General features: G+C 68.7%; 7 protein-coding genes. 2 read left to right on the forward strand and 5 right to left on the reverse strand.

Features of this window, described 5'->3' with window-relative positions; translation table 11 throughout:
* The coding region (locus tag I0Q12_RS03735; RefSeq protein ID WP_197250658.1) for a (Fe-S)-binding protein at positions 1 to 2782 on the reverse strand (2782 nt) is incomplete at its 3' end.
* Positions 2783 to 3193: 411 nt separating this feature from the next.
* Between I0Q12_RS03735 and I0Q12_RS03740 the strand changes: the two genes are divergently transcribed.
* Positions 3194 to 3877 carry an ammonium transporter gene (locus tag I0Q12_RS03740; RefSeq protein ID WP_197250659.1) on the forward strand — a complete coding sequence of 228 codons (684 nt, stop codon included), beginning with the start codon at positions 3194 to 3196 and terminating at the stop codon, positions 3875 to 3877.
* Positions 3878 to 4224: 347 nt separating this feature from the next.
* A complete protein-coding gene (locus I0Q12_RS03745; protein ID WP_197250660.1) occupies positions 4225 to 4722 on the forward strand; it encodes a hypothetical protein in 498 nt (165 codons plus the stop codon).
* A 76-nt stretch (positions 4723 to 4798) separates the two neighbouring features.
* Here I0Q12_RS03745 and I0Q12_RS03750 read toward each other — a convergent pair whose 3' ends face one another.
* The 4 genes from I0Q12_RS03750 to I0Q12_RS03765 all read right to left on the reverse strand — a co-directional run.
* A complete protein-coding gene (locus tag I0Q12_RS03750; RefSeq protein ID WP_197250661.1) occupies positions 4799 to 6091 on the reverse strand; it encodes a S1 family peptidase in 1293 nt (430 codons plus the stop codon).
* Between the two features lie 164 nt (positions 6092 to 6255).
* Positions 6256 to 7572: a S1 family peptidase gene (locus tag I0Q12_RS03755; RefSeq protein WP_197250662.1), complete on the reverse strand. Its 1317-nt coding sequence runs from the start codon at positions 7570 to 7572 to the stop codon at positions 6256 to 6258.
* Positions 7573 to 7638: 66 nt separating this feature from the next.
* A complete protein-coding gene (locus tag I0Q12_RS03760; RefSeq protein WP_197250663.1) occupies positions 7639 to 9252 on the reverse strand; it encodes a hypothetical protein in 1614 nt (537 codons plus the stop codon).
* The coding region (locus I0Q12_RS03765; protein ID WP_197250664.1) for a LuxR C-terminal-related transcriptional regulator at positions 9243 to 10381 on the reverse strand (1139 nt) is incomplete at its 5' end. The genes I0Q12_RS03760 and I0Q12_RS03765, both read right to left, overlap by 10 nt.

The raw sequence follows: 10381 nt of genomic DNA on the forward strand, positions 1-10381 counted from the left end.
GAGCCTCGGCTGCGGGGGTTTCGGCAGCCGGTGCCGGTGCGGCCGGTGCAGCCGGAGCTGCGGCCTTCTTGGCGCCGGGAGCCTTCAGTCCGCCCTTCATTGCCAGTCCGCCGGGCTTGGCCTTCGGTGCGGCCGGGGTCGCCGGAGCCTCGGCGGCCGGTGCTTCCGCCGCCGGTGCGGCAGCAGCCGGAGCCGCGGCCTTCTTGGCGCCCGGAGCCTTCAGGCCACCCTTCATCGCCAGCCCGCCCGGCTTGGCAGCAGGCGCTGCCGGAGCCGCAGGTGCCTCGGCCGCCGGAGCAGCAGGGGCCTCGGCCTTCGCGCCGGGAGCCTTGAGGCCGCCCTTCATCTGCAGACCACCGGGCTTGCCACCCGGAGCCTTCAGACCGCCCTTCATCTGCAGGCCGCCACCCTTCGGGGCTGCGGCGGCTGCCGGAGCAGCCGCAACGGCGGCGGCCTCGACCTCGGCGACACGTTCGGCCTCGAGTTCCTCGGCCTCGACCTCGGCGGTGACCGGGGTCTCCGGCTTCTCGGCCTGCACGACCTCGAGGTTCGCGCTGAGCTGGCTGGGCTCGAGCCGCTCGATCGACGACAGCATCAGCTGCGCGACGTCGACAACCTCGACACCTTCACCCTGGCCCTGTTCCTGGCGAGCGGTGACACCGTCGGTGAGCATCACTCGGCAGAACGGGCAGCCCGTCGCGATCTTCGACGGCGCGGTCGTCAGTGCCTCGTCGACGCGGTCGATGTTGATGCGCTTACCGATGCGCTCTTCCATCCACATGCGGGCACCACCGGCACCACAGCACATGGACCGTTCGCCGTGACGCGGCATCTCGCGCAGCGTCGCACCGGAGGCTTCCATCAGCTCACGCGGCGCGTTGTACACCTTGTTGTGGCGACCCAGGAAGCACGGATCGTGGTAGGTGACGTCCTCGCCCAGACGCGCGACCGGCACCAGCTTCTTCTGCCGCACCAGGCGGTTGAGCAGCTGGGTGTGGTGAACGACCTCGTAGTGGCCGCCGACCTCCGGGTACTCGTTGTTCAGCGCGTTGAAGCAGTGCGCACAGGTCACGACGATCTTGCGCTTGGACTTCTCGGTGCCCTCGAACACCGAGTCGATGACCGCGATGTTCTGCTGCGCCAGCTGCTGGAACAGGAACTCGTTGCCGGCGCGGCGAGCCGAGTCACCGGTGCAGGTCTCCTCGGCGCCGAGCACCATGAACTTGGTGCCGGCGGTGGCGAGGAGTTCGGCGACGGCCTTGGTGGTCTTCTTCGCGCGGTCCTCGTAGGCACCGGCACAACCCACCCAGAACAGGTACTCGTAGCCGTCGAAGCTGTCCGCGTCCTGACCGAAGACCGGGATGTCGAAGTCCATCTCGGAGATCCAGTTCAGGCGGTCCTTGGAGTTCTGGCCCCACGGGTTGCCCTTGTTCTCGAGGTTCTTGAACAGACCCGCGAGCTCGGACGGGAAGTCCGATTCGATGAGCACCTGGTAGCGGCGCATGTCGATGATGTGGTCGACGTGCTCGATGTCGACCGGGCACTGCTCGACACACGCACCGCAGTTCGTGCACGACCACAGCGTTTCGGTGTCGATGACCGGCGCGAGCTCGCCCGCTTCGACGAGTTCGGCGGTTTCACCGACGAGCTTGCGGTCGGCTTCGGCGCGGGCGGCCGCTGGGATTGCGGCGATCTTCTCCTCCAGCACGTTGCCTTCGCCGTCGACCAGGCCGACCTCGTCGCCGCCGAGGTCCTTGCGGCCACCGGCCAGCAGGTAGGGGGCCTTGGCGTAGCCGTGGTCGCGCAGCGACATCACCAGCAGCTTCGGAGACAGCGGCTTACCGGTGTTCCAGGCGGGGCACTGGGACTGGCAGCGACCGCACTCGGTGCAGGTCGTGAAGTCCAGCCAGCCCTTCCAGGAGAAGTCCTCGATCCGGCCGGCGCCGAAGGTGTCCTTGTCCGGGTCGGCGTCTTCCATGTCGACGGGCTTGCCGCCGGACATCATCGGCTTGGCCGCGCCGAGCGCGACGCCGCCGTCGTCCTCACGCTTGAAGTAGATGTTGAAGAACGCGGCGAACCGGTGCCAGGCCACACCCCAGGTGATGTTGCGGCCGACGATGTAGAGCCAGATCATGCCGGACATCAACTTGATGAACGCGAAGATCGACACCATCACGGTGCTCGCCGGGAGCAGCTGGGCGAGGTTCATCGTGAAGAAGTCGGTGCTCGCGTGGCCGCCGCCGTAGGTGGCGATCTTGCCGGCCTTCACGAAGATCATGCCGAGGCCCTCGATGAGGACGACGGTCTCGACGAAGTACGCGGCCTTGAAGTCCGAGCCGCCGAAACGCGACAACCGGCCCGGCTGACGCGGGTGGTTCAGCTGGCGGATGATGATCAACGTGACGATGCCGATCACCGTGCCGAGGCCGAGGATCTCGTCGACGAAGTGGTAGACGGCGGTGCCACCGATGAGAGGCCAGTGGAACTCGGGGTTGAACGTCTGTCCGTATGCCTCGAACCAGACGATGGCGCCGAGCAGGAAGCCCACCATCACGAGCCAGTGGGCCCAGCCGACCGTCCGGAACTTGTTCATTCGCGTGTGTGCGAGGAACTCGACGATCATCTGCTTGAAGCGCGGGAAGAACGGACGCCACCGATCCGGGGCCGGCTGGCCGATCCGGACGGTGTTGACCATCTTCAGGGCCCCGCCGATGAACGAGTACCAACACACGAGGCTCAGCAGCACGCCGATCGTGCCCAACGTGATCGTCAGGGCATTCATACGTGGCCTTTCGTGTCGGGGGCGGCTCCGGGCCGCCTGGTATCAGCCCCAGCATCGTAGCGCGTCACAAGTTACCCGCTGGTAACTTCCCTGATTCTGGCTACTCGTCGGTAACTTGTGACGGAACTGCCGAGGTTCTCTGCCACAAGGTAGAGGTCGCACCGTTCGTCCCAACTGCTCAGGATGACCTAAGTCCCTCTCGGGTCTCGAATCGGCGACCGTCACACGGCTTTTCGCGCACATTTGTGGCACCACCCGGTAACGAAGTCGGGTGTGATTTCGGATATGATCAGCAACAGCCTGCACGCTGGGGTTTCTCGCTATGGGGAGTGAAACTTTGCGGTGCAAAGCTGATCCATCCAGGGGGGCGTCCGTCGGGGGCGTGCGCCACATGTCACAGAACGGGAACAAATGAAGCTCAGGAAGCTTGCAGCGGTGGCCACCATGACCATCGCGGCGATGGGGATCACGGCGGGTACCTCGTACGCGGCGCCCGCCGAAGCTGCGCAGGACGAGATCCACTACGAGGTCAAGGCCGAGGGCGATTCCGTCGTCACCGTCATCGATGCGGGTGCCTTCAAGGTCTCGGGCGACGGTGAGAGCGTCGAGCTCCAGGACACCGACGGCAACACCGTCGTCAGCCTGCCGCTCGCGATCCAGCTCGGCGACCTCCAGCTGCCGTTCGAGCGGGAGATCAGCGAGGACGGCAAGACCCTCACGCTGACCCCGGTCACGGATCCGTCCAAGGCCACCCCGGTTGCGCCCGAGGACAAGGTCGCTCTCGGTCTGACGCCGGTCAGCCTCAAGCTGCAGGATGTCGCGTCGCCGGACGAGAACCTGAAGGCCCAGAACAACTTCAGCTCGCAGCTGGGAATCGCCACCGCGGTCGGCGGCCTGGCGGGCACCATTATCGGCGCAGTTGTGGGCGGACTCGGTTTCCTCGGTGGCCCGGTTGGTTTGGCGTCCGTTCCGTTCGGCGCCGGAGTCGGTGGCGTCATCGGCACGATCGTCGTCGGTGGTCCGGCCCTGATCATCGCCGGTATCGGCCTGCTGCAGACCCTTGCGGCGCCTCCGGGAACCACGCCTTACGCGTGATTCGGTCGTAAAAACTGGTTCGGCCCGGCACCCCTCGGTGCCGGGCCGAACCCGTTTCCGGACCGATTCCGTCAGCCGACGGAGCCGGAGTACAAGAAGATCTGGATCAGGTACTCGAGGATATCGACGATTACGCCCAGCACTGGTGGTACCTCAATTTCGTTGGTGACGGAAAGTACGGATCCTAACGATTCCGGCGGCGCGAAGGTGGCCGACGTCTCGCTCGGCGTGTATCGCCCGCCCGGTCGGGACAGGCGGACCCCGGTATCCTGATCCCCGGTTCGCAAGGGGGAATCGCCCACAAAGGGCTGTCGGATTCGAACCGAAGGAAGCAAAGGAACAAGAACTTGAAGTTTGGGAAGACGACTGTCGCCACCGCGGCACTTGCCGCTGCACTCACGATGACGGCCTGCGGCTCGGACGAGAGCAACGACAAGGGGGCGGCCACCTCGACGACCACCACCACCACCGCTGCCACCACCGAGGCTGCCGCGTATCCGCCGGTCCCGACGGCCGCCGAGCTCAACGCGTCCCTGGCGATGGCCTTCGACGAGACGGTGCCGCTCGAGCAGAAGATTCCGCTCGTTCAGGGTGCCGAGCAGGACCCGGAGCTCATCAACCAGGTGGCGGCCGCAGCGAAGGCGAACGACGCGGTCATCACCGTCGTTGATGTGGTCGACGGCGGCGACGGCACCGCAACCGCCGGTATCGACATGATCATCGGCGGCAACCCGAACCCGGGCACCGTCGTCTTCGTCGCCGATGACGGCGTGTGGAAGCTGTCGAAGGACAATGCCTGCGGTTTCGTCTCCCTCGCGCAGCTGACCTCGCCGGTCTGCTCCTGAGCGCTCCCGCTCGGTACCCGAGAACCGAAAAGGCCGCCTCCCGTCCGGGAGGCGGCCTTTTCGATGGGTGGACCTGTTACCAGGTGCGGACCTTCAGACCCGGGTTCTCGGCGAGAATCGCGGAGATCGGGGTCGCGTACAGCTCGGGGCTCTCGCCCAGGATGCCGCTGACGACGCCGGCGATCTCGCACATCTGGTACTGGCCGACGTTCGACGCGCTGGAGATGCCCAGGGCGAGGGTGCCGGTCACCAGGGTGCCGCCGCTGTCGCCCTGCAGGGCGCACAGGTTGGTGGAGAAGCCGCCGTCGAGCACCCGGTGGCCGATCTCGACGGTCTGGTTCGAGGCCGTCACGACACCGCAGCTGTACCCGGTGCGGACACCGGACTTGCACACGGGTGCGCCGACGACGGGCTCGGCGGTGCCGGTGACGGCGAGCGGTGCCGCGAGCGGAACGCGAACGCCGTTGTTCTCGAACCGGCCGCGAGCCTCGGCGGTCGGGCGGATCAGTGCGTAGTCGCGGTGGTCGAGGCTGGTCCTCTCGAACGTGCCGATCTTCTGGCCGAGTCCGTCACCGATGGCCTGGAAGACCTCGGACGCGTACTGCGTGCCCGCCTGGGCACGGTTCGGGTCGCAGTGACCTGCGGTGATGTTCACCGGGCTGCCGGAGCCGTCGACACCGTTGAATCCGAGCGAGCAGCGCAGGCCGGTGCCGGCGCCGAACGCGGCGTAGGCGTCGCCGCCGAACAGCGCATCGGCCGAGGCCAGTCCGGCGATCGGCTCGAGCTTCAGCAGTTCCGGTTCCAGGGTGGCCGGGGCGAGCAGCACACGCGCGCCCTGAAGGGCGTCGGGGAGCTGCAGGCCGGCGACATCGGAGGCGCGCACCACGACGTCGTTGTGGACGAGGTCGATGGCGATGCCGCGCACCAGATCGGCGACCGCGGACGGCTGGGTGTCGAGCCAGTCGTTCAGTTGCTTCGACAGGCTTTCCAGCTCGTTTTCGCTGCGCTCGACCGGCTGAACGGTGAATCCCTCGTCCTCGGCGGCGTCGCGCGCGGCGTCGTGCTCGTCGCCGTCGGCCAGGCCGACCGTCGGGGTGCCCTGCTCGTCGAGCCAGACACCGGCGAACACGTCCGCGAACTTCTCACGGGCGGTCGCCGCGAACTGCGCGAGCTCCTGACTGCGGTCGGCATCGGCGATGAACCGCTCGGGGCTGATGCCGAGGTCGCGCGCAAGCGCGTCGACCAGCTCGATGGGCAGGTCGGCGGGCTTGTCGGCCGGTTCGGCCTGCGCCGAGGCAATGGTGGGGCCGAGCAGCAACAGTGCTGCCGAACCGATCACCGCTGCCCGACGTGCGAAGGAGCGTCGCATGAATGCCTTCCTCATAGGTCCTGCTCGTGTGCAGGTTCGGCGACTACAGGGATCTTGCTGTCTACACGGTCTGGTCTGGCTCTATGCAAAGCCGCCGTCCCGAACGCGGGGCGGCGGTCGATGCGTCAGATCATATGGGGTGAAGCGGGCTGGAGGGCGGCGGGTCAGGCAGGTTCGCTCGCGGTTCGAACCCGCGTGCCCGTCGCGTTCTCGATGTCACGAATCGGAATGCCCAGGCTGGACGTGCCGCCGTTCGGGGCGAGCACCAGGTTCGCCTCCACGCAGTCGGGGGCCCCGGCGCTGTTCGAACCGCTGATGACGCCGAGCGCGAGGGTGCCGGTGACGATCGCACCGCCGCTGTCACCGGAGAGGGTGCACACCGTTGTCGCGAAGCCGCGGATCGTGGTGCTGTCCCCGTCGGGGTAGACCAGCTGGGTCTCGATGCGGTCGGCAGAGACGATTCCGCACGTGAAGTACGACGACTGGCCGGACTTGCACACCGGGGCCCCGACGACCGGAACCGCTGTGCCGGTGACCGTCAGCGTCGAACCGTTGCCGCCGCGCACCACCGGCCGGTTCAGCCCGGCGTCGACACCGGCCTTGTTGAAGCCGATGATCCCGTAGTCGAGGGGGCTGTCGGTGCCGACCGACGAACGGGTGAACGCCCCGATACGGGTGCTCTCGTCGATGTTCTCGCGGTTCGGCAGGTACACCGCGGAACCACCCTGCGGGCGGGCGACCGCGTCGCAGTGGCCGGCGGTGACGTTCACCGCGTCACCGTTGGAATCGACCGCGTTGAACCCGAACGAGCAGATGCCGATGCGATCGAGCGGCGTGGAACGCACGTCGCCGTCCGCGGTGATGTAGGTGTCGCCACCGAGCGGCGCCGGATCGTTCGGCGGCAGGCCCGGCGTCAGCTGCACCTGCACGTTCGCGATGAGCGACGGGAGATTCAGTGCACGGCCGATCGGGGTGTTCACGACGTCGACGACGAGCTGGTTGTTGAGCACGTCGATCGAGGTGGACTGCACGACACCGGCCACGTCGCGCGGCAGGGCCGCGACCCAGCGGTTCAGTTCGGCGAGCGCCGACTCGAGACCGTCTGCGGACACCGGCGCGACCGTCGCGGTGTAGCCGTCGCTCTCGGCCTTGCGGGCCGCATCGGAGTTCGTGACCGCGACGACCGGCTCGCCATCGCGGTTGATCCACGCGCCCGCGAAGTCCGCGGGACGCTCGGACCGGAAACCACGGGCGTACTCGCCGAGTTCCTGCGCCCGGGCCGACCGCTCGAGGTACTCCTCGGGAGACATCTGCAGATCGCGCTGGACCGCCTCGATCAACTCGGCCGGAAGCTCGTCCGCGGGGTCCGCCTGAGCGGTCGCAGTGAACGGACCGACCAGCAGCAGCGCCGACGCGGCAGCGACAGCCAGCCGGCGAGCAGTGGTACGTGCAGCGGCGCGCGACGCCGGCGAGAGACGCATGAAAGCCCTTCGTTGTGATCGATGTGCGGTTACGACGATCGGAAACAGCCTACGGGAGCGGTTCGGTTAGGAATCGTTCCCGGGGGGAGTTGAGGGAGAACCCGGACCCGAACCCGGCGATCCCCCTGGCTCGCTCTGGGTAGTGGTCGGTGTCGGGGTCTGCCTCGTGGTGGTCGGGGTCGGGGTGTCCCGGTCCCGGCTCCGCGTGGGCTTCTCCTCGGTGGTCTGCCAACCCGGGGCCGGTCTGGTGGTCGTGGTCTGCGGCACCGTGGTGGTGGTGACCGCTTCCGCCTGACGCGAGGTCGTGGTCTCCGCCGGTTCCGCCGTGGCCGTCGAGTCGTCGACCGGGGCCACCACGGGTGCGGCCGGCTCGGTGGTCGTGCTCTCCGCTTCGGAGGACGTCGGCGGCGCACTCGTGGTGGTCGTCGTGGTGCTGGTCTTCGCCGGCGTGGGACGCGGCGACTGCAGTTCCGGAATGGTCGCGGTCACACGTTGGTCGGCCACCGATGTATTGGTCTCGGCGGCCGAGTCACGCTGCGTCAGCACGAGCACACCCACCACGGCCAGCAGCACGACCGCCGCGGCGCAGATGGCCAGCAGGATCGGCGAGGGACGCCGTGCGGTCGAGTCCTCGTCCGGCGCGATCGTCGCCACGTCGCCCGCGCGGGCCGTCGACGCGGTGGTCCGATCGGTCTTCGGAGGCTGCGCGGTCGGCATCGCGCGGTGCGGCTCGCGGGGCGCGACCTTCGGGATCACCGTGGTGGCGTCGGGATCGACGAGCCGCGGAGCGGACCCGTTGCCCTGCGGAGTCTGCTTGCGCGGCAGACTCGTGCGGGTCGTCGGGATGATCTGCGTCGAGCCGAGGTATTCGACGGAACCGGCCGCGGCCGCGAGCGCGGCGCCGCGCACCATCGTCTGGTGCGGATCCGGCGCGAGCGCGCACCTCGTTCCCAGCCCGGCCTTGACGGACTGCGCGACGAGCTGTGCTGCGGCGGTGTCCACGTTCTCGTCGGTGGTGACGACGACGGCATCGAGGTTCGCCATCTGCCATCCGAAGCCGGCCAGTGCCGTCGACAGCTGCTTCGTGACGGGCGGTGCGTCGGCGATCCCGAACCGGACGGGCTTGCCCGCGGCGATACCGGCACGGACCAGCGTGACAGTCGAACCGTGGTCGTCGATGTGATAGACCGCGACGAGACGGCCGGTCTGACGCGACACCTGGGATTCGAACCAGGCCGCGGCGGCCTCGGCGTCGGACACGAGCGACACGTGCCGCAGGCCGACGTAGTCGAGGGCGTTGCGCAGCACCGCGATGGTCGAGGGTGCCCAGTCCGTCGGATGGGTCGCGACGACGGTGTACTCGCGGTCGCCGATCAGCGGCGCGGCATCGGCCAGCAGGCATTCCATCGCGGTCGCCACCAGGTCCTCGGCGCGGGACAGCGATCCGTCCGCGGCGCGGATGCCGGCCTGGTTGCCGACGTGTTCCAGGAAGTGGGTGAAGGAACTGGCCCCTTGATCGAGAACCGGGTCGATCTCGCCGAGGGTCGCGGTACCGTCCTGGTGCAGGTGCACTGCACTGCGACGTTCGATCGGTGCGGGACCCGGCTGACCGGGGACGGCGGAGGTCACGGCAACCGATGAAACGGTGGTGCCCACGCGCAGGCCGACGCCTACGGACATGCCGAAGTTCCCCCCTTCTTCTCACTGCTACTACTCGTACTAATGCGACCGTCGCCCCCGTGCCCCATCGCCCGGAGCATGGAGATCAGCTCCGAGCGGGAACCGGCACCGAGTCGGCGCCGGATCCTGGCCACATGATGTTCGACGGTCTTGCCGGAAATGTACAGCCGTGCACCGACCTCGCGATAGGTCAGGCCGGAAACCACGAGGTCGGCGACCTGTGCTTCGCGGTCGGACAACGGTCCGGTCGTCGGCGACACCGTGTCGGCGGACGTCGCGGCGGGATCGGCGGTCGTCGTCGCCGGATGCCGTAACGCGCGCGCCACCTGCAGCAATCCGGTCGCCGCGGCGGTGTCGCCGGCCCGCAGCGCGGCCTCGCCGGCCAGCCGTGCGCCGTCCCAGGGCAGTCCGATCGCCGCGAGCGATTCGGCGGCGGTCCGCACCCGGGTGGGGTCGACGTCGTTCTGCAGAAGCCGCAGCCATGCCTGCCCGGCCCGCGCCAGCGCGGCGGCGTACGCGGTGGACTCGGCGGCGACCGCCAGGGCGCGGGCGTGCGGCAGCAGTTCGTCCGGCCGCTCCGCCGCGATCGCCGCCTGCACCCCGTACCAGTGCAGCGCCGCACCCCACAGCGGGGGCTCGCCGAGCGCGGTGAGCAGATCCCGGGCCTGCGCGACCAGGTGTGAGATGCGCGGTGCGTCGCCGACCCGGACGGCGGCCAGCCACAGTTCGCCGAGGGGAAGCAGGCTCAGCAGGTCGACGGAGTACTCCGCGACGACGCCCTGCGCGGCCTCCCATTCGGCGTGCAGGCGCCCGGAGTCGCCGCTGCGCCGGGCGGCACCGACCCGTAGGCCGTGCAGGAACAGCCGGTCGCGCTGGAGAACCGCGCGGCCGGACAGGTCGTCGGCCGCGGCGGACGCTGCGGACAGGTCGCCGCCGAGCAGAGCTGCCCACGCCGCCAGCAGTTCGTGCCGGACCGTGAGCGTGGTGTGCCGGGCCAGCACGTTCGTCGCGTGCGTCAGCTCGCCGGAGTGCAGGCACAGCAGCGCCGTGATCGCCTCCACGGTGTCCGGTTGCACGACGGTGCGGGCCGTCCCGCGCATCGACAGCGCGCGGGTGAGTGCGTTCATCG

It is taken from the genome of Rhodococcus sp. CX, from assembly GCF_015865005.1.
Taxonomy (GTDB): domain Bacteria; phylum Actinomycetota; class Actinomycetes; order Mycobacteriales; family Mycobacteriaceae; genus Rhodococcus.

Excerpts from the sequence above, each read along its gene's own strand:
- I0Q12_RS03740 (WP_197250659.1), top strand. The coding sequence starts at position 3,194 with ATGAAGCTCAGGAAGCTTGCAGCGGTGGCCACCATGACCATCGCGGCG.
- I0Q12_RS03750 (WP_197250661.1), bottom strand. The coding sequence starts at position 6,091 with ATGCGACGCTCCTTCGCACGTCGGGCAGCGGTGATCGGTTCGGCAGCA.
- I0Q12_RS03755 (WP_197250662.1), bottom strand. The coding sequence starts at position 7,572 with ATGCGTCTCTCGCCGGCGTCGCGCGCCGCTGCACGTACCACTGCTCGC.
- I0Q12_RS03760 (WP_197250663.1), bottom strand. The coding sequence starts at position 9,252 with ATGTCCGTAGGCGTCGGCCTGCGCGTGGGCACCACCGTTTCATCGGTT.